This is a genomic window from Vibrio sp. B1Z05 (genome assembly GCF_052955985.1).
In genome coordinates this window covers 731,261-749,844 of the sequence record NZ_CP130463.1, presented here as the reverse complement: position 1 = coordinate 749,844, position 18,584 = coordinate 731,261, and the positions used below count along the sequence as shown (strand labels likewise).

At 41.6% G+C, this 18,584-nt stretch carries 16 protein-coding genes; 8 read left to right on the top strand and 8 right to left on the bottom strand.

Translation table 11 applies throughout. From position 1 onward, the window contains the following. Positions 1 to 589: 589 nt before the first annotated feature. Both nhaB and dsbB read left to right on the top strand, forming a co-directional pair. Positions 590 to 2,185 carry a Na(+)/H(+) antiporter NhaB gene (gene nhaB, locus QV280_RS03595; protein ID WP_152821658.1) on the top strand — a complete coding sequence of 532 codons (1,596 nt, stop codon included), beginning with the start codon at positions 590 to 592 and terminating at the stop codon, positions 2,183 to 2,185. A 142-nt stretch (positions 2,186 to 2,327) separates the two neighbouring features. Beyond that, the gene (gene dsbB / locus QV280_RS03590) at positions 2,328 to 2,852 is read left to right on the top strand and encodes a disulfide bond formation protein DsbB (RefSeq protein ID WP_152821656.1); all 525 of its coding nucleotides are present in this window, start codon (positions 2,328 to 2,330) and stop codon (positions 2,850 to 2,852) included. 85 nt (positions 2,853 to 2,937) lie between these two features. Here dsbB and edd read toward each other — a convergent pair whose 3' ends face one another. From edd to QV280_RS03575, 3 genes are all read right to left on the bottom strand, one after another. Next, positions 2,938 to 4,725, bottom strand: coding sequence for a phosphogluconate dehydratase (edd, locus tag QV280_RS03585; RefSeq protein ID WP_152821654.1), 1,788 nt, complete (start codon positions 4,723 to 4,725; stop codon positions 2,938 to 2,940). Between the two features lies 1 nt (position 4,726). Continuing rightward, complete coding sequence (locus tag QV280_RS03580; protein WP_023402894.1) at positions 4,727 to 5,230, bottom strand: gluconokinase; 504 nt, start codon at positions 5,228 to 5,230, stop codon at positions 4,727 to 4,729. Positions 5,231 to 5,427: 197 nt separating this feature from the next. Further along, on the bottom strand, positions 5,428 to 6,435 hold the full coding sequence (locus QV280_RS03575; protein WP_152821652.1) for a substrate-binding domain-containing protein: 1,008 nt from the start codon (positions 6,433 to 6,435) through the stop codon (positions 5,428 to 5,430). Positions 6,436 to 7,140: 705 nt separating this feature from the next. Between QV280_RS03575 and QV280_RS03570 the strand changes: the two genes are divergently transcribed. The 5 genes from QV280_RS03570 (at position 7,141) to QV280_RS03550 (ending at position 11,805) form a co-directional block, all read left to right on the top strand. Continuing rightward, on the top strand, positions 7,141 to 7,905 hold the full coding sequence (locus QV280_RS03570; RefSeq protein WP_023402896.1) for an SDR family NAD(P)-dependent oxidoreductase: 765 nt from the start codon (positions 7,141 to 7,143) through the stop codon (positions 7,903 to 7,905). Next, on the top strand, positions 7,883 to 8,374 hold the full coding sequence (locus QV280_RS03565; RefSeq protein WP_367869608.1) for an RbsD/FucU family protein: 492 nt from the start codon (positions 7,883 to 7,885) through the stop codon (positions 8,372 to 8,374). The genes QV280_RS03570 and QV280_RS03565 overlap by 23 nt, the downstream gene beginning before the upstream one ends. Before the next feature lie 564 nt (positions 8,375 to 8,938). Then, the gene (locus QV280_RS03560) at positions 8,939 to 9,451 is read left to right on the top strand and encodes a TRAP transporter small permease (RefSeq protein ID WP_373277879.1); all 513 of its coding nucleotides are present in this window, start codon (positions 8,939 to 8,941) and stop codon (positions 9,449 to 9,451) included. Between the two features lie 47 nt (positions 9,452 to 9,498). Further along, on the top strand, positions 9,499 to 10,806 hold the full coding sequence (locus tag QV280_RS03555) for a TRAP transporter large permease (RefSeq protein WP_039970077.1): 1,308 nt from the start codon (positions 9,499 to 9,501) through the stop codon (positions 10,804 to 10,806). 27 nt (positions 10,807 to 10,833) lie between these two features. After that, complete coding sequence (locus QV280_RS03550; RefSeq protein ID WP_152821647.1) at positions 10,834 to 11,805, top strand: TRAP transporter substrate-binding protein; 972 nt, start codon at positions 10,834 to 10,836, stop codon at positions 11,803 to 11,805. Between the two features lie 100 nt (positions 11,806 to 11,905). Here QV280_RS03550 and QV280_RS03545 read toward each other — a convergent pair whose 3' ends face one another. Beyond that, a complete protein-coding gene (locus QV280_RS03545) occupies positions 11,906 to 12,508 on the bottom strand; it encodes a YecA family protein (RefSeq protein ID WP_152821644.1) in 603 nt (200 codons plus the stop codon). A 144-nt stretch (positions 12,509 to 12,652) separates the two neighbouring features. On the opposite strand from QV280_RS03545, the gene dusC reads away from it, so the two are divergent. Then, the gene (gene dusC, locus QV280_RS03540) at positions 12,653 to 13,609 is read left to right on the top strand and encodes a tRNA dihydrouridine(16) synthase DusC (protein WP_023402902.1); all 957 of its coding nucleotides are present in this window, start codon (positions 12,653 to 12,655) and stop codon (positions 13,607 to 13,609) included. Between the two features lie 132 nt (positions 13,610 to 13,741). Here dusC and malZ read toward each other — a convergent pair whose 3' ends face one another. The 4 genes from malZ to QV280_RS03520 form a co-directional block, all read right to left on the bottom strand. Further along, positions 13,742 to 15,583, bottom strand: coding sequence for a maltodextrin glucosidase (gene malZ, locus QV280_RS03535; protein ID WP_152821641.1), 1,842 nt, complete (start codon positions 15,581 to 15,583; stop codon positions 13,742 to 13,744). A gap of 155 nt (positions 15,584 to 15,738) precedes the next feature. Next, complete coding sequence (locus tag QV280_RS03530; protein WP_152821639.1) at positions 15,739 to 16,533, bottom strand: ABC transporter ATP-binding protein; 795 nt, start codon at positions 16,531 to 16,533, stop codon at positions 15,739 to 15,741. Further along, a complete protein-coding gene (locus QV280_RS03525) occupies positions 16,530 to 17,447 on the bottom strand; it encodes an ABC transporter permease (protein WP_023402905.1) in 918 nt (305 codons plus the stop codon). Before QV280_RS03525 ends, QV280_RS03530 begins: the two co-directional genes overlap by 4 nt. A 91-nt stretch (positions 17,448 to 17,538) precedes the next feature. Then, complete coding sequence (locus QV280_RS03520; protein ID WP_152821637.1) at positions 17,539 to 18,504, bottom strand: ABC transporter substrate-binding protein; 966 nt, start codon at positions 18,502 to 18,504, stop codon at positions 17,539 to 17,541. Positions 18,505 to 18,584: the final 80 nt, after the last annotated feature.

Below are 18,584 nucleotides of genomic sequence, written 5' to 3'. Positions count from 1 at the left end.
TACCACCTAATCTAAAATTACAAAAACCAGTGAACCGTTCGCTATGAAATATTACTCATTCTGTGTTGAATTCACCTTGCAGACTCTGCATTGCCTGAAAAAATAATAAATGCCCTTTTTTTAATGAAACTAAGCTCAACATCCTATGAACTAAATCAACAACCCATACATATGCCACCATTTTCTTATTGTGGGTTAGTGTTAGCTTTCTGATTAGCACTTTAAAAACATCAACTTATGCACCGATATTATTTCTCATACAATAATATTGGCCTTATATAACCAAAGCATCACTAAAAACACGCAACTTACATATGAACTGCACTTTATATGGTTTTTTACTGTAAACACGATGTAAATCACACTAATTGATTGACTATCCAAGTGATTAGAGTAAATATTGCGCCAACAAAGTGAGTGTTACAGAATGTAAACTGAGAACGAAACACGTTCTACACGCTAAATTTCAATCTATATCTCACCCAAAAATATACCGTAAGCTTATCCACCTGCTAAATCCGATTGTCACATGGATAGGTCGTATAGAACCGACTCGATCAGATTTAAATACTTTTAAGAGAGAAGCACCATGCCTTTGAGCCAAGGAAACGCCTTCGTCAAAAACTTTCTCGGAAAAGCCCCAGACTGGTACAAACTAGCCATAGTGGCCTTTTTAATCATTAACCCATTTGTCTTCTTTCTAGTTGACCCGTTTGTTGCTGGTTGGCTACTCGTCATTGAATTCATATTTACTCTGGCAATGGCTCTCAAGTGCTATCCATTGCAACCCGGAGGACTACTGGCGATTGAGGCTGTGGCAATTGGCATGACCACTCCTGAAATGGTGAAACATGAATTGGTGGCCAATATAGAAGTAATGTTACTGCTGATCTTTATGGTGGCGGGCATTTACTTTATGAAGCAGCTACTACTGGTTATTTTTACCAAAATCCTATTAGGCATTAGATCTAAAGCACTGTTATCCGTTGCTTTTTGTGCCGCAGCCGCTTTCTTATCTGCATTTTTAGATGCTTTAACCGTTATCGCGGTAGTGATCAGTGTGGCGGTTGGATTCTATGCAATTTACCATAAAGTTGTTTCAGGAAAAGGTCATGGTACTCAACACGACCATACTCAAGATGGGCATTTAACCGAGCTTACTCGTGATGATCTAGACGAATACCGTTCGTTCTTACGTTCACTGCTTATGCACGCTGGCGTAGGTACGGCGCTTGGTGGCGTTATGACAATGGTTGGTGAACCTCAAAACCTGATCATAGCCGATCAAGCCGGATGGTTATTTGGCGAGTTTATCATCCGCATGTTGCCGGTTACCTTACCCGTTTTGGTTATGGGATTGCTCACCACTGTCGCGGTCGAAAAACTGAAAATATTTGGCTACGGATCAGAGTTGCCAACTCAAGTACGAAAAATTCTCGAAGATTACAACGAAGAAGAGAAAAAGAGTCGAACTAAACAAGATATCGCCAAACTTTGGATTCAAGGCGCAATTGCGCTATGGCTTATTGTTGGCCTCGCTTTCCATGTAGCCGCGGTAGGTTTAGTCGGGTTATCTGTGATTATTTTAGCCACCTCTTTTACCGGCATCATTGAAGAGCATGCATTAGGCAAAGCGTTTGAAGAAGCCCTACCCTTTACTGCATTGTTAGCCGTCTTTTTTGCCATTGTTGCCGTTATCATTCAGCAAGACCTTTTTGAACCTATAATCGACGCAGTATTGGCCGTAGAAGATCAAGGAACACAGTTAGTTCTGTTCTATCTCGCCAACGGTGTACTGTCCATGATTTCCGATAATGTCTTTGTCGGTACGGTATACATCAATGAGGTTAAAGAGGCCTTACTGCACGGGGTAATTAACCGTGAACAATTTGACCTTCTTGCGGTAGCTATTAATACCGGTACCAATTTACCGTCAGTGGCAACACCAAACGGTCAAGCGGCATTTTTATTCCTACTTACGTCAACTCTTGCACCATTAATTCGCCTTTCTTATGGCCGAATGGTTATTATGGCGTTTCCATATACCGTTGTTTTAGCTCTAGTGGGAATGATCGGTATTATGTTCTTCTTAGAACCGATGACTGCAACTTTTATGGACTACGGCTGGATTACCGATCCACCCATGCAACTTATCGATGTATCAAGTTCTGTAGTGCATCATTAGGGAACTTATTCCCTTATTAACACTCTATTGATTTGCCACCTTTAAAGGGGTAAAAAGAACTTACTGTTATTAGCCAGCGCGAACGACAGTCCTCGCTGGCTTTTTTGCGCATATATAGATGTACACATAAGGAAATAGATTCATGCTCGAGAACTTATACCAATTTTCTCGCTCTCGCACTTCATGGCTGTTATTAATTATTGCCATGGTCGCCTTCGAGCTTTGCGCTCTTTACTTCCAACACGTGATGCTACTTTCACCTTGTGTGATGTGTATCTATGAGCGCGTAGCAATGCTGGGAATTGCAGTCTCGGGTGTGGTCGGCCTATGCCAACCTAAAAACTCCGTTCTGCGCGGCTTAGGATTAGTCGGTTGGATTGCGGCCAGTGCCAAAGGTTTATCACTGGCTCTAGAGCATGTGAGCTACCAATTTGATCCGTCTCCTTTTAATACCTGCGATATTTTTGTCAATTTCCCAAATTGGGCACCCCTTGATCAATGGGTTCCGTGGATGTTCCTACCGACTGGTACTTGTAGCAAAATCGTTTGGACATTTTTAGACTTATCCATGCCACAATGGCTGGTGATTATTTTTGGAGCAAGTCTTGTGGTTGCTACTCTATTTACCTTACTACAAGTGGTTGGCTTAAAGAAAAATCGTATTTAGGCACTAATAGTATTAAGAAAATAAAAACGGGAACTGACATCATCAGTTCCCGTTTTTTATGCATGAATCAGACTCAGTGGGCCAGCTAAACAATAAAGCTTGCGCCCTCCTCCGCCGAAGAAACATTATTTCTCGCCAGTACAAATAAGTTACGCCCAAAAGTAAACTGTTGACTCTCTGTATCCACTTTCAGCGGCTCACGACCTGTCACATCCGATAGGTTATTCACGCTTCCTGTTTCGCAGTCTAAACTCACTATATCGCCATCACGAATAAGTGCGATAGCACCGCCTCTAGCCGCATCTGGAGACATATGAATAGCCGAAGGCACTTTACCCGACGCGCCTGACAATCGACCATCGGTAATCAAGGCGACATTAAAGCCTGCCTTTTGCACATTGGCTAGAATAGGCATCAACTTATGCAGCTCAGGCATACCATTAGACGCAGCGCCATTATGCGAGACCACGACAACACAATCTTGATTAAGCTCTCCTGCTTGATAAGCTTTTTCGACATCGTGTTGCGAAGTAAAGACTTTGGCTGGCGCTTTCACTTTTCTACACTCTTTTGCAATGGCAGAAACCTTGATCACGCAGCGACCAATATTGCCATCTAAGACTTTAATGCCCCCAGTCTCTTGAAAACACTCGCCACTTAACGCGATGACACTACCATTATTACTGCCTTGACTGTCATTCCAACATAAGCGGTCATTTTCAATATACGGCGTTTTAAACTGATCATTAAACTGACCAAAAGAGGTCAGCACATCTCGATTTAAGAAGTCACCTTCATTTAAGCGTTTCAGCAATGCAGGTACGCCTCCAGATCGATGAAATGCGTTCATGTCCTCTGAGCCATTTGGATAGACGTTCACCAATAAAGGTACTGCGCCTGAAAGCTGACTAATGTCATCCCAGTTAAGTAAAATCCCCGCCGAACGCGCAATCGCCACCATGTGAATAGTATGGTTGGTGCTCCCTCCAGAGGCGAGCAGCGCAACGATACCATTGATGATATTTTTCTCAGTCACCACATCATACAAAGGACGATAGTTTGATGAACCTAGTGTAGAGGAAGCCACTTTTACTGCGACTTCTTCGGTTAATAACTGTCGAAGCTGACTATCCGGCGGTACGAACGCAGAACCCGGTAGCATCAAACCCATAGCTTCGAAAACGAGTTGGTTTGTATTGGCGGTTCCGTAGAAGGTGCATGTTCCGTGAGAATGGTAAGCACTGCACTCCATTTTCTGCAGCGTTTCAATACCCACTTCCTTCGCCAGATACTTCTGACGAACACTGGTTTTCTCTTCGTTGCTAATACCTGTCGACATAAGTCCTACCGGGACAAATGCGGTTGGCAAGTGCGCAAACGACATTGCGCCCATTAGCATTGCAGGGGCGATTTTATCACACACACCCAATAGCAAAGTTGAATCATACACATTGTGACTCAGAGATACTGCCGTCGCTTGAGCAATTAAGTCTCGGGAAAACAATGAGATATCCATGCCATCTTGCCCCTGTGTGATGCCATCACACATAGCAGGAACCCCACCAGCCACTTGCGCAGAATGACCTAACTTAGTCAGTGCACCTTTAATGATATCGGGGAAATGACGATAAGGTTCATGAGCTGAAACCATATCGTTATAGGCACTTACTATTGCCACATTTGAATTAACCAAATTGAGTATGGTTTCTTTATTGCAACTAGCCGCAACAGCGTGCGCTAAATTACCGCAAGAAAGACCGGCGCGATTTTTACCATGCGCTGCTTGAGAGCGGCTTCGGTTTAAGAATTCGCTACGAGTCTGGCGACTTCTTTCGATAAGATTTTCCGTTACTTGTTTAACTACCTTGTTCATTCTATACCCCTAAGCGAATACAAATATCATCTAACATCTCCTCTATCGACATAGAGATATCAATAGTAATTACGTCATCCTCATCCACTGGTTGTTCCAAAATGGCAAATTGACTGGCTAGCATGTCAGATTTCATGAAATGACTATTTCGCATACGAATTCGTTTAAGGACTAACTCTTGAGAACCATCTAAAAAAATAAATCGTACTTTCTCATTTCCACAACGAATCGCATCACGATAATTTTTCTTTAATGCAGAACAAACAAAGACACAGCTTTCATTTTTAGAGTAAATGCTAAAAATAGCGTCGTTAATTCTTTCTAACCATGGAGTACGATCATCATCGTTGAGTGGGATTCCTGAGGACATTTTGATAACGTTGGATTTTGGATGTAGATCATCGCCATCAATAAACTTGGCTGACAATCTAGCAGCAAGAAGCTCACCAATGGTTGATTTACCTGAGCCGGAAACGCCCATAATTACAATGCTTTTACCTTCCATTTAAACCTCTTCAGTAAGCTTTTGGTCATGGACTCAATAAGCAATATTAAGTGTTATCGGTAACATTATTTATGTTATGGGTAACATGGTACATGTAACTTTGTTATTTGTGAATATATTATAGGGAAGAAGTGAGGCTTTGAGGTGAAAAGAGTGATTTCGAGCACAATTTACGGGGCAAAATCACTCATAGGATATTAGGAACTCTTACCATTAGTGATGGTATATCCGAGATCGTGAACACGTTTTTCAGGCTCTTTACCTTCGATTGCATTTAGCAATAGTTCAGCGGAGAGCTCACCAATTTCATACCTTGGTGTATACACACTGGTTAATTTTGGGGTAATAGCTTGACCAATATCAAAGGCATTATAGCCAACAACACTGATTTGTTCTGGAACGGCAATTCCCATCTCATGGCAAGCTAAAATAGCACCAATTGCAATATCATCATTGGTACAAAATATGCCATCAAGATACTGACAATCATCTAAAGCTCGAGTTAATAGATCACGCGCAATCGTAAAGCTAGAACGACTTGACGTTAAGAAATGATTTTTTTCAAGACCCGCTTCAACCATGGCCTCATCATAACCTTCCATACGCAACTTAGTACGGCTGTCTAGTCGAGCACCAAAGTAAGCAATATTATTTTTGCCCTTATTTATCATCAAGTTAACTGCATCATAAGCTGCCATTCTATGATCAAGCCCAACGGCAATGTTAATAGGTGATTCAGGGAGTTCCATCGCTTCAACCACTGGAACACCTGCAGTTTCTAGCATCTTCAATGTCTTTTTAGTATGACTTGTACCCGTCAAAATTAAGCCATCAACTTGATAAGATAACAGTGTCGCTATTTTTCTTTCTTCGATTTCACTTTCATAGCTATAGTGCCCTAATAACACCTCATAGCCACGTCTGTTTGTCACTGATTCAATACCCTGAGCGACCTTTGCAAATACTTGGTTAGATAATGAAGGAAGCAATACGCCAATCGACCGACTGGAAGACTTCGATAACAAAGCTGGGGCACGGTTGTGAATATACCCCAGTTCTTCGGCCACTTTCTTGATTCTGGCTCGGGTCTTTACTGATACTGATTCTTCATTACGCATAAAACGACTCACCGTCATTTTGGTCACGCCTACACGATCTGCAATATCTTGTAGTGTCGCTCGAGGCTTCCGCTTATTGTCACTCATTATCTAATGCCTACATAAAAAACTGTTGTTACAGTAACATAAAAAGTAGTTTAAGTTAACTCTACAATAGTAGAGGCAACGCACAATATTAATGGATACATAACTAAAAATAATCCAACTCATTGGGTTGTGAAATTCAAGAAAAGATCGAGTTAAACCCTTTCTTATTTCCCAAAAACATAGCGTTAGTCATAGGAAATACCCATAAAATGTAAGCTAATGTTTATTGATACTTTACTTTAGTACTTTGATCATGCTCACGTTTTTACAATGAGTGTTTGTATTATGTCGTTGATTATTTATACTAGGCGCAAATAGTTACCGATAACATCAAGTAACTTCAAAACCAAAATAAGCAAAAAGAACCATATAAATCATAGAAATAGCTAATCACGCGAACCTATGACTAAACAAAAAGAAAAGAGCACTAGTTATACCAATCACACTAAGTAAGTGATCAGAACTAGCGCAGGAAAAATGCTCGAGAACAAGGCAGAATTTTTCGATAAGTAGTTATTCTACAATCAAAAATTCTAACGCCGTTATCGAGTATTTTAACAAGCTAGAATGACCAGTTATTTAGTACGATTGGTATTAGTTGCTCTTCTTTTAAAGCGCATATTGGGACCGGTTTACAGCAAGTTAGAGTTAGCCCTTTAACTTGCAGGTATCTAATACCGCGAATAACTCTATTAAGGATCTAAAATGGGAAGTTTAAAAAACAAGAAAGTGTTCATTACAGGTGCTGAGCAAGGGATTGGTTATGAAACAGCCAAAGCACTGATTGAGTCTGGATGTGACGTTTTTGCTCATTACTTTAGTGGTACTGAAGGCGTTGAAGCGTTAGTTAAACTCGCTGAATCTCGTGGACAAAGAGCCAGTTTTGGATTTGCCAACCTCATCAATGAAGATGACACTATTGCTTGTGTTAATGAAGCGGCTAAATTTCTTGGTGGTATCGATATTGTTATCAACAATGTGGGTGGCATTATTGCGCGCAAATGGCTTGGTGAAATCGAATCTGACTACTGGCAAACCGTGTTTGACGTAAACATGACCACCATGAAAAACGTGACTCAATCCGCTCTTCCTTACTTAAAAGAAAACACCGAAGGCGCTAGTATCGTAAACCTAGCCTCCCTTGCAGGTCGTTCTGGTGGTCACTCAGGTTCATTGACTTACTCTATGACCAAAGGTGCTGTTCTTACTTGGACTCGTTCACTTGCGGCTGAACTTGGTGAATTTGGTATTCGTGTGAATGCCGTTGCTCCTGGCCTTATTTTAGGTACGCGCTTCCACGACCAACACACAACAAAAGAATCTGCAGAAGAGACTGTTCGTGGTATTCCTCTAGGTCGCGCTGGTACATCAGAAGATGTTGCGAAAGCAATCACCTATTTGGCTTCTGAGTATAACGGTTTTGTTTCTGGCGCTACGCTAGACATTAATGGTGGCGTATACCGCATGTAATTTAAAGCAAATGGCGCAGCTATTATCTGCGCCATTTTTTAGGAATCTCTCTATGATAAAATCGAGCATCATCCATCCTGAGTTACTGTCTATACTCGCGAGATGTGGACACAAAACTCAAATTCTAATTGCTGATAGCAATCATTCATTCGTAATAAATTCAAACCCGAGATCTGAAATTATATATCTAAATTTTGCACCAGATATGCTAAATGCTACCGATGTGCTCAACGGCGTTATTCAATTAATTAATGTTGAATCTACATCCATGATGGCATGGCCTGATGATTTTGATAACACTATCCACTCTGAATATGTCCGTATTCTTCCGCAAGGAACAGAGATGAAGTTTCAGGAAAGAGAAGATTTTTATTCGACAGCTAAATCACCAAACACTTTATTAGTTATTGCTACAGGTGAGACTCGTCGCTTTGCAAATCTAATGCTGACCGTCGGTGCTGTAAAATAAAAACCACCGTTTATCATGTCATATCTGGCTTAATTTCCAACCAATAATCATTAAGTCAGATAATCTATCTCCTCACCACATCCTATGCTAATCGCGCGAAAAAAACCAATAAAATCAACACCTTACCTCCAGACACACTGTAATAAATCCGTTCTACCCCTCTAAAAAGAAATTAAAGACGTAAACAATGCATTTGAGTAAATACTCTAAAAATAAAAGTTAATAATTTTAAAAGTATATATGTGGAATTAATAATTTCATATATAGCAGAAGATAACCATGTATTATCCGACTGATTTCATATTATTTTTAAACATATAAATAATATATCTATTTAGCTGCTTTCGTAATTAAAAAATAGACTAAGCAATACATTTCAATATCTATATAAATTTCATGACTTGTGCCTCACTTTTCACAAAATAAGCTTTTCTCGCAACAGTGTTACGCATAACATAAGCTCATTGGAAGCATTTTGTAACAAATTCTCCATTGGACAATACGCTGTAACTATATGGCGATAAATATTGAATTAACCTGTAAATTATCAAAAGGAATATGTGGGTGTCTTTATTTTCATACATCATTGATAAAATAACAAAGATACTAGGTAGGCTCCTAGTAGTTTTAATGTGGTTAATAGTAGCAACTGTTGTTTGGCAGGTGTTCACTCGTTTTTTCACAAATTCTCCATCAACCTTTACCGATGAACTATCTAGATACCTATTAATTTGGATTGGTATCCTAGGGGGAGCATATACTTATTCGTTAAAGCGCCACCTTGCTATCGAGTTATTGATTACCAAAGTAAAAAACAAAAACTTGTTAACGATTATGATCAGCCTAATGGTTATTGTATTTTCAAGCTTAGTTTTAATCTATGGCGGCTCTAGCGTCGTAATGAGAACTCTTCAATATAATCAAGTATCTCCAACATTAAGTGTATTTGGTTCAAATCTACCAATGGGATATATTTATTTAGTTGCTCCTATCGCTGGTGTACTAATAAATCTATTTGCTGTAAACGACATTATGAAACTATCACATGATATGTATAGTCAAAGAATGGGTAATTAGTTATGACACTGCTAAATTTAATTTTCACAGACCATTATCTTGCTGTAATGCCCGATGCTATTTATGATCTACTACCGATTATAGTTTTATTTGCTTCTTTATTTGTTTTTCTTGTCATAGGAATGCCAATAGCATTTGGTATTGGTTTAGCCTCTTTATTGACAATATTCATTGATTTTCCAATAGAGAAATCTGCTAGCTTAGCTTCGCAACAGTTGCTAGGAGGGCTAGATAATTTTGGACTATTAGCTCTGCCCTTTTTTATATTTGCAGGGAATCTCATGAATTCAGGAGGCATAGCTAAAAGACTTATTAATTTTGCTATGCTACTTGGTGGTCGTCTACCCGGCGCGCTATGTCATGTTAACGTAATTGCTAATATGATGTTCGGCTCTCTATCTGGCTCTGCTACAGCGTCCGCTGCGGCTGTAGGTGGCCTTATGGGTGAGTTACAAAATGAAAAAAAATACCCAAAAGATTTTTCTACCGCTGTCAACATTGCTTCTTGTCCTTCAGGCTTGCTGATCCCACCTTCAAATGTATTGATCTTATATGCATTGGTAAGTGGCACCTCTGTTCAGTACTTATTCTTAGCGGGTTATTTCCCTGGGATACTAATGGGTCTAGCGGTAATGGCTGGGGTACTACTGTTCGGTAAAAAGTACAATGTTCCACAAGATAAAGTAACATCGACTAAAAGCGCACATAAAGTGATTTTAGAAGCAATTCCTAGCTTGTTCATGGTTGTTTTAATCATGGGTGGCATTGTTGGTGGTATTTTCACTGCAACAGAAGCATCCGCAATTGCTGTTGTATATAGTTTGGTTCTTGGTTTCATATACAAAGAACTAAAATTCAAGAAATTAACACCTATCGTGATCGACAGTGTCATTATTACTTCTATTGTTTTATTAATGATAGCAACGTCTAGCTCTATGTCTTGGGCAATGTCAAATGCTGATATTCCTCAATATATCGCTGACTTTATTCTTAATCTGTCTGACAACCCAATCATAATTTTAATTTCAATGAATATTATATTTTTAGTTGTAGGCACATTTATGGATATGTCTCCTGCTATATTGATATTCACACCAATTCTTTTACCTATTGGTATTCATTTAGGTATGGATCCTATTCACTTCGGTATCATGATGGTATTTAACTTATCTATTGGTATTTGTACTCCACCAGTTGGAACAGCTTTATTTGTTGGATGTAGTGTTTCTAATAGAAAAATAGGTGATGTTGTACCAAAACTATTACCTATATATTGTCTGATCATCTTAGCCTTAATCATAGTTACCGCGTTTCCAAATTTAACTATGTGGCTTCCTCGACTAGCTGGTTATTAAACCTTTAAATTTAATTAGGAAAGTAAAATGAAAATAATAAAATTAAGTACCTTATTATCATGCGCTGGATTAGTGTTGTTATCCATGTCGTTTAATGCATCCGCCAGAACGCAGAAACTGGCTCACGCTATGCCACTGGATCACCCAGTACATAAATCATTAAGTTGGTTTGCTAAAGAAGTGACAAAACGAACAAGTATGCGAGTTAAAGTCTACCCAAACCTAACACTAGGGAATAAAGAGTCTACTTTGCAGATGGTTCAAAATGGCACCTTAGCATTTGCTAAAGTGGGTGGTGGTTTAGCCGCATCATTTTCGCCTGAGTATAAAGTGTTGTCTTTGCCTTACTTATATAAAGATGAAGCCGACTCAAAACGCATTTTACGCGGCCCAGTTGGGCAAGAGATCCTGCAATCATCAGAAAAAGATGGATTTATTGGTTTAGCTTTTTTGTCTAGTGGCTCTCGCGGCTTTTATACCAAAACAAAAATAACTAAACCAGAAGATCTTAAGGGCTTAAAAATCCGTGTGCAAAACTCTCCTATCGATATCGATACAATGAAAGCACTTGGAGTGAGTCCTGTACCTATCTCATCTGGTGAAGTTTACTCAGCATTACAACAAGGTGTAGTGGACGGCGCAGAAAATAATATTCCAACATACTTCTCAACTCGTCAGTATGAAGTTGCCAAATATTATACTTTAGATCAGCACACAATGATCCCTGACTTACTTGTGGTTTCTAGTGAAATTTGGAACGGCCTTTCTAAAGAAGACCAGGCAACAATTCGCCAAATAGCCAAAGAAACCTTAGCGGTTCAAGATAAAGCGTGGGATGAATACTCTGATTACGCAAAAGGTGAAATCACCAAAAATGGTGGTGAAATTGTGAACGTTGACGTTGCTGCGTTTCAAGGCAAAGTCTCTAGCGTTTACGATAAATTCAAGAAAGATAACCCAGATTTAGTGCAAATTCTTAACGAACTTCAAAGCTACTAACTCGGCATATAGATAATACGGATATCGGTAATGGATATGGGAAACCTCATAACCATTACCGAAACTCAATCAATGATATTACCCGAATCTCTTCCCACCATTAAGCGCCACAACATTTTTTAAACTTTTTTCCACTGCCACAAGGACAAATGTCATTGCGCCCTACGTCTTTATAAGGGTTTAGCGTTTGGCTTTTGTTACCCACCATCAACTCATCGGCCGCTTGTGCGACTTCATTGATCATTAAATCCAGTTGCGGTTGTAAATCAGCTCGTTGTGGAAGGTCAGTATAGCCTGCTTGCTTCATCTGCGCATGCGTTTGCTCTTCGTCCACCAGCAATGACAAGGTGGTCAGCAATGCCGATAACATTCTGGCTGTGCCGTCGTTCAGTTCAAGAGGTTGCCACTCTTGCTCAACAATAGGCCAAACAGACAGAAAACCTTCTGCTAAGTCCGCTAAATGCTCTGTATTGTTTTCGGTCAGCTCAAGTGCTGAATATTGATTGGCTTTTAAGTGCGCATACTGAGCATTGATGTGTTCAACAATCGTCGGTCTTGCCTCAATAAATCCCTCGCCACACAATTCCTGTGCCCATGCTTCCGGCTCTAAAGGTTTGACAGTCAGGTTTGCGGCCAGTATTGCCCCTTCCCAAAAATAGCGACTTTCTTGTATCTGTGGTGGGAGATTAATTAAATCACTCATAAAATGTACTCTACTAATTTTTCTATAGTATGAGTGAAAATGACTTCAGCTTCTACACTACTGCCGGTTCGCTATATTTGTCGGTGACATTTTACTCAAAACCCACTAAAATCCCGCCTCTTGCACACAAAGGTAGAATCAATAATGCGTCTTGTACTTGGCCCTATGGAGGGTGTTCTCGATCATCTAATGCGAGAAATCCTTACTGATATCAACGACTTTGACTTATGTGTCACCGAATTCGTTCGTGTCAGCGACCAAGTGTTACCGGATCGCTCCTTCTACAAGCTGTGCCCTGAACTGCTGCAAGGCTCAAAAACTAAATCGGGCACGCCCGTGCATCTGCAACTTTTAGGTCAGCATCCACAGTGGATGGCGGAAAATGCCTTTAAGGCCTATAACCTAGGTGCGGCGGGTATCGACCTTAATTTTGGTTGTCCGGCTCGTTTGGTCAATAAAAGTAAAGGTGGCGCGGTTTTATTAAAAGAGCCTGAGCTGATGTATCAAATCATCAATGCTTGTCGAGCCGCAGTGCCCAGTGAGATCCCAGTGACCGCAAAAATTCGTCTGGGTTGGGAAAACCCTGATGATTGCTTTGAAATTGTGGACGCTGTTGAAAATGCCGGCGCCAGTGAACTCACCATTCATGCTCGTACTAAAGTAGGCGGTTATAAAGCCGACCAAATTCGTTGGGACTATTTACAAAAAATTCGCCAACACACCAAAATGCCATTAATTGCCAATGGTGAAATTTGGAACTACGCCGATGGTCAACGTTGCCAAGAAACCACGGGCATTGACTCTTTGATGGTCTGTCGTGGCTCTTTCAATGTGCCCAACCTTGGTAATGTAGTCAAACACAACCATGCGGTCATGCCATGGGTGGAAGTAGTCGCTTTACTATTGAAATACTCTGAATACGAAATGAAAGGCGATAAAGGGCTCTATTACCCAAATCGTGTTAAACAATGGTTCTCGTACCTGCGTCAGCAATACCCTGAAGCAAAAGAGTTATTTCACAATATTCGCAAGTTCAATACCGCTGAACCTATCGTGGATTATATCCAGCGTTATCAACAAGAATTACTCATCAGCGCCTAGATTTCTTCACCACTAGGTTTCTTAACTACTAGGTTTCTTAACTACTAGGTTTCTTAGCCAGCAGTATGACAATCATCTTACGACCTTTATTCATTGCGATTAAAGGTCGTTTTTATTCTGTCACATCGTCAATTATAACTTGAGCAAATCGCAGCCTCGGCTTGTAAGAGAAAGAACCAATTCGCCCTTTTCTATTCGTGTTTTTTGATGAGAAAGTACGCTTTTGGCCCCCCCCTTCTCTATGCCTAATTGCCACACAGGCACTCGAATCTCACCGGTTTTATCACCCGTATTGAACACAGCCAATAGGCGTTCTTCGCCATAACATCGTGCAAAAGCTATTTGCTCATCTCGACTTTCAAAAAACAGCAAGTCTCCACTTTGCAACGCTTTATATTGGTGTCTTAAAGCCAACATCTGCTTAAAGAACGGTACCCATTGAGAGCTTTCAACACGCTCCCATGGAAAGCAACGTCGATTATCAGGATCGTTTTCACCTTCAAGACCGACTTCCGTTCCATAGTAGAGACAAGGAACACCGATATAAGCCATCAAGAATAAGGCGGCTTGGCGCATTTTATCTTCATTACCTTTCAACAAAGTGATAAAACGTGCCGTATCATGGCTATCTAATTGATTTAACTGCGCCAATTGATTGTGCCAAGGAAGCTTAGCTTTCGCTTCTAATAGCCACTGTTGAAATTCGCCACTGGTCAAAGAGATAGGATCATAAGCGATATCTTGATTAACAAAAAACGCACGTACTGGATGGGCAAACCCATAGTAATTCATTGCACCGTCTTCTTGATCTCCTTGCAGCCATGATGTTGCTTCAAAGAAGTGTTCACCAAGAACCAATGCCTCTTGGTTCTCTTGTTTAGTTGCGCTGCGAAATGCCTGCACATAGTGTGCATTGTGGTAAGCACCCTTGCCCTCTCCTAGCATATGAATCACATCAAATCGCCAACCATCAATACTGTACGGTGGACGTAACCAATGCTTGATCACCGCGGAGTCAGAATCATAGATATAGTCGCGTACTTCAGGATGTTCAAAATTCAAAACTGGCAGGTTTTGGACGCCATTCCATGCTTCGTAAGCATGCGACTGACCATCAAAAAAATAATACTCACGATATTTCGAATCTAGGTTATGGTAAGCCCCGCACTCCCCTTTACCACGCTTATCAAACCAAGGATGTTCCGCAGACGTATGATTAAATACCGCATCTAACACGATGCGCATGCCACGGCGATGCACCTCTTGGCATAACTCTGCAAGTTCTTCGTTATTACCAATATGTGGATCGACATTAAAATAATCCGTCGTGTCGTACTTATGATTGCTCAAGGAGCTAAATACAGGATTAAGATACAAAGTGGTCACGCCTAAATCTTGTAAGTAATCGAGCTTGGAATGGATCCCTGCTATATCGCCATTGAAAAACTGCACTGACATTGAATCGTTATTTTCAATAGCATCACCCCAATCCGATTTAATGGTTGGAATAGTGCCATCTTTAATGCTGTACTCACCACTCTCCACCCCTATTTTAGGGTTACCATTGCAAAATCGGTCAGGAAACACTTGATAGAACACTTGGCTTTGTACCCACGGCGCCGGACGATGACGGGCATTAAATTTGAAATGGTATTCCTTTGCTGGAATTCGCTTAGAAACCCCTCTAGCATCAAGCCAATATTGCGCTGTGCGAGTTTGAACCTTAAATACGTAGTGAGTAACATCTCTGTCTTCATTGATCGGGAAGCGAGCTTGCCATACTTGAAGTCGCCCCAATAACGTTTCTTTTATTTGAAACATAGGGACATAAGCCTGCTCGTTATCAGGCTCATGCCTAACCACGATCTGTTGAACATCATTAAATGGTTCAACATACAAAGTAGCGGTTAAATGAGTGCCATCAAACTTGAGGTGACAGCCGGATTGAGGATGGAAAAGAAATGGGCTTTGCATACGAACTCCGAAACGGAACCAATTGCCCACAAAGTTAGAGAATTATTCGTCGATAAAAAAGCGTGACCCACTGCATATATAAGTAAGATCACGCTTTGTAGCGATGTAAAGACGAATTATTGGTTACCTAAGCAATGGGTTTACTAGGCAATGGGTTAACTAAGCAGTAAGCCATCATCTGAAAGCTCTTCACCTCGAACCTTACTAAACATTTCAAGCAAGTCAGGCACTCCCATATTTGCTCGTTGCTCTCCTGCCACATCCAAGACTATCTCTCCTTGGTGCAACATCACAGTGCGATCGCCACAGGCTAAAGCGTCCTTCATTGAGTGCGTCACCATCATTGCGGTGAGATTAAACTCTTTGACTACCGTCTTAGTCAAATCAATCACAAATGCCGCCATGCGCGGATCAAGCGCGGCAGTATGCTCATCAAGCAGTAGCAGTTTACTGTCCGATAGAGTTGCCATAACCAAGCTCACTGCCTGCCTTTGACCGCCTGAAAGTAGCCCAATGCTATCACCAAGCCTGTCCTCTAAACCTAAGCCCAAAATGGCGATGCGATCTTGAAAGAGTTTTCGGCGTTTACTCGACAGCGCTAAATTCCAACCTCGACGATGCCCACGGCGATACGCCAATGCCATATTTTCTTCGATAGTCAGATCGCCACAAGTGCCAGCTAAAGGGTCTTGAAACACGCGCGCACATAAACTGGCTCTTTGATCGACACTGCGACGAGTGACATCAAGGTTGTCGATAATAACGCTACCGCCAACCATAGGTGTCTCCCCCGTCACCGCTCCCAAAAGGGTTGATTTACCGGCCCCATTAGAGCCAATTACGGTCAAAAACTCATGTTCTGGCACCACAAGATCCACGCCGCGCAGAGCTCTATTTTCTAAGATAGTGCCCGGATTAAAAGTGACCTGAATATTTTTTAACTCAATCATGCCACTTCCTTATCACTGCGTGCTTGTTGAAGTTGTTGCTTAGCTTTGTATTTGGCTTTCATCTTAGGAGCAATTAATGCCACTGCCACCAAAATAGCAGTCACTAAGTTCAGATCGGACGCTTGCAGACCAAACATTCCTGAACTTAACGCAAACGCCACCGCCAATCGATATAGCACAGAGCCAACAATTACCGCCGCCACTGCCACCCAGATTTTACGTCCAGGGATTAATGTTTGCCCTAAGATTACCGCTGCTAAACCTACGACTATGGTACCTACGCCGGATGTCACATCAGCAAAGCTATTGGTTTGCGCAAACAAAGCGCCGGCAAAGCCAACCAAACCATTGGATAATGCCAAACCAAAATAAGTATAAAACGAAGTGCTTCCACCTTGAGCTCGCACCATACGCGCATTTACGCCAGTTGCTCGTAATCCAAGCCCAAAATCACTATTGAGTAAACGCACAATAAAAAACGCCGCTAGCAATACTAAGATGCCCACTACTATAGGGCGCACTAGCATAGGGTCACCAACGCTCTCAAATGGCGTCAAAATAGTCTCTTCACCGAGCAAAGCGATGTTAGGTCTGCCCATAATGCGGATATTAATAGAGAAAGCGGCAATCATAGTAAGAATGGACGCCAGCAAGTGTAAAATACCGCAACGCACCGCTAGAAAAGCCGTCACCCACCCAGTAACACCGCCCGCAACAATGGCCATACCGGTTGCTAGCCAAGGGTTTACTCCAGCAACAATAGCGGTTGCCGCCACCGCAGCTCCCATTGGAAAAGAGCCATCAACACTCAGATCAGGGAAATCTAAAACGCGGAAAGTCAGGTAAACGCCCAGTGCGACAAGGCCATAGACTAAGCCCAACTCTAGCGCCCCAAAAAATGCAAAAGCAGACATACATACTCCTCTGCCAAATACCAAAAATAAATGTTCTTACAAATACATACCGTAAAACTAAAAGCCAGCCGATTAAGGCTGGCCCATTTATTTAATTAACTTCGGTCGCACGTGCCACGACAGATTGAGGGATAGTAATGCCAAGCTTTTTCGCCGCCGTTTCACTAATGGCCAGATCAGAACCTTGAGCGATTTTAACGTCCAGAGAACCCGGTTGCTTACCGTCTAAAATAGCCGCTACATAATCTGCAGTTTGCACGCCGACTTGGTAGTAGTCAAACCCTAGGCTAGCAATTGCGCCTTTTTTCACATAGGAAGTTGCGCCGCCAAATACCGGTTTCTTCGCCTGATTTGCCGCAACTAACATGCCTTCTATAGCACTGGCTACGGTATTGTCGGTAGGTGCGTAAATCACATCAGCCTTAGACACGATAGCTTGAGTTGCCGAGAGTACATCCGCACTTTTTAGCGCTGTAGACTCAACCACCATTAAGCCTTTTTCTTTGGCTGCCACTTTTAATAGCTCAACAAGGCTCACCGCGTTGGCTTCACCTGGGTTGTACACCACACCAATGGTTTTGGCGTTTGGTAGAATTTCTTTAATCAGATCGACGTGCTGAGCGACAGGCGATAAGTCAGATAAACCCGTTACGTTTTTGCCCGGCTTTTCTAACTGAGAAACCAGTTTTGCGCCAACAGGGTCAGTCACTGCCGTAAACACCACTGGAATATCACGAGTGGCAGACACCAAAGCTTGCGCCGTTGGCGTTGCAATACCCACTAATACATCTGGGTTTTCACCGACAAACTGGCGCGCTATTTGCACCGCAATCGCAGGGTTACCTTGCGCGGTTTTATAATCAAACTCTAGATTTTTACCTTCTTCGTAGCCTTTTGCTTTTAGACCGTCCAGCAGACCTTGACGCGTGGCATCCAAAGCTGGGTGCTCAACAATTTGCGATACGGCTACTTTGGCTGTTTTTGCCATGACACTGGCACTTGATAGCAAGGTTGCACCCACCAGACAGGCGGTAACAATCATCTTATTTACTTTCATATTCACTCCTTGATTCAGCAAACAAAGCTGAGTTTGACATCCATTTCTGTACTTAAGTCATATCCATCATTCAATTCCAT

Excerpts from the sequence above, each read along its gene's own strand:
- nhaB (WP_152821658.1), top strand. The coding sequence starts at position 590 with ATGCCTTTGAGCCAAGGAAACGCCTTCGTCAAAAACTTTCTCGGAAAA.
- dsbB (WP_152821656.1), top strand. The coding sequence starts at position 2,328 with ATGCTCGAGAACTTATACCAATTTTCTCGCTCTCGCACTTCATGGCTG.
- edd (WP_152821654.1), bottom strand. The coding sequence starts at position 4,725 with ATGAACAAGGTAGTTAAACAAGTAACGGAAAATCTTATCGAAAGAAGT.
- QV280_RS03580 (WP_023402894.1), bottom strand. The coding sequence starts at position 5,230 with ATGGAAGGTAAAAGCATTGTAATTATGGGCGTTTCCGGCTCAGGTAAA.
- QV280_RS03575 (WP_152821652.1), bottom strand. The coding sequence starts at position 6,435 with ATGAGTGACAATAAGCGGAAGCCTCGAGCGACACTACAAGATATTGCA.
- QV280_RS03570 (WP_023402896.1), top strand. The coding sequence starts at position 7,141 with ATGGGAAGTTTAAAAAACAAGAAAGTGTTCATTACAGGTGCTGAGCAA.
- QV280_RS03565 (WP_367869608.1), top strand. The coding sequence starts at position 7,883 with ATGGTGGCGTATACCGCATGTAATTTAAAGCAAATGGCGCAGCTATTA.
- QV280_RS03555 (WP_039970077.1), top strand. The coding sequence starts at position 9,499 with ATGCCCGATGCTATTTATGATCTACTACCGATTATAGTTTTATTTGCT.
- QV280_RS03550 (WP_152821647.1), top strand. The coding sequence starts at position 10,834 with ATGAAAATAATAAAATTAAGTACCTTATTATCATGCGCTGGATTAGTG.
- QV280_RS03545 (WP_152821644.1), bottom strand. The coding sequence starts at position 12,508 with ATGAGTGATTTAATTAATCTCCCACCACAGATACAAGAAAGTCGCTAT.
- dusC (WP_023402902.1), top strand. The coding sequence starts at position 12,653 with ATGCGTCTTGTACTTGGCCCTATGGAGGGTGTTCTCGATCATCTAATG.
- malZ (WP_152821641.1), bottom strand. The coding sequence starts at position 15,583 with ATGCAAAGCCCATTTCTTTTCCATCCTCAATCCGGCTGTCACCTCAAG.
- QV280_RS03530 (WP_152821639.1), bottom strand. The coding sequence starts at position 16,533 with ATGATTGAGTTAAAAAATATTCAGGTCACTTTTAATCCGGGCACTATC.
- QV280_RS03525 (WP_023402905.1), bottom strand. The coding sequence starts at position 17,447 with ATGTCTGCTTTTGCATTTTTTGGGGCGCTAGAGTTGGGCTTAGTCTAT.
- QV280_RS03520 (WP_152821637.1), bottom strand. The coding sequence starts at position 18,504 with ATGAAAGTAAATAAGATGATTGTTACCGCCTGTCTGGTGGGTGCAACC.